1 protein-coding gene and 1 pseudogene are annotated in these 614 nt (G+C 62.3%); both read left to right on the forward strand.

Annotation, left to right across the window (positions count from 1 at the left end):
* A pseudogene (locus tag AC1DYI_RS37900) lies at positions 1–189 on the forward strand (GFA family protein); the annotation flags it as partial.
* 114 nt (positions 190–303) lie between these two features.
* Positions 304–614, forward strand: a 311-nt coding sequence (locus AC1DYI_RS37905; protein ID WP_477209191.1) for a response regulator, incomplete at its 3' end; no start/stop codon positions are given.

Here is a 614-nt window from a genome sequence, read left to right on the forward strand (position 1 = left end):
GTGTGCGGCTGCGTGGCCTTCTGGCGCGCGCAACAGACCGATCAGGAAGGCCGCCGCCGGGTCGCGGTCAATCTGCGCCTTGCCGAACCCGGGGCGGTGGCACAGATACCCATCGACCACTTCGACGGGCTCGACACATTTGACGACTTGCCGCGAGACGGGAAGTGCGTCGCTGACTACTGGTTCTAGCCGGCACTTCAAGTCCGCCTGACCCGTTCGCCAATGGCGGTGTCTCGAAGACATGATTCTGCTGATGTGTAGCGTTAGGCACAGCGGGTCGGGGCAATTCGGCAATCGCTGCACATGTGGGCGCTTTCCTGCAAGAATCTGCTCTTGCAGCCTGGCTTCGTGGAGCGCACCATGACTACACTGCCTTCGACTGAAAAGCCTGCCTCGGCATCGCTGCAGGGCTCGGTCTTGTACATCGAGGATGAGCCCGTCAGCTTTGYGGTGGTGGAAGCCCTTCTCTCGGACCATTCCGAGCTACGCCTCATCCGGGCACAGACGGGCGATGAAGGCGTCACCCTGGCCCGCAGCGAGCATCCCGACGCGATACTGCTCGACATGCACCTGCCGGACATGTCCGGTATCGAAGTTGTTCGCCGGCTCAGCGA

It is taken from the genome of Ideonella sp. P3_A4, assembly GCF_056403075.1.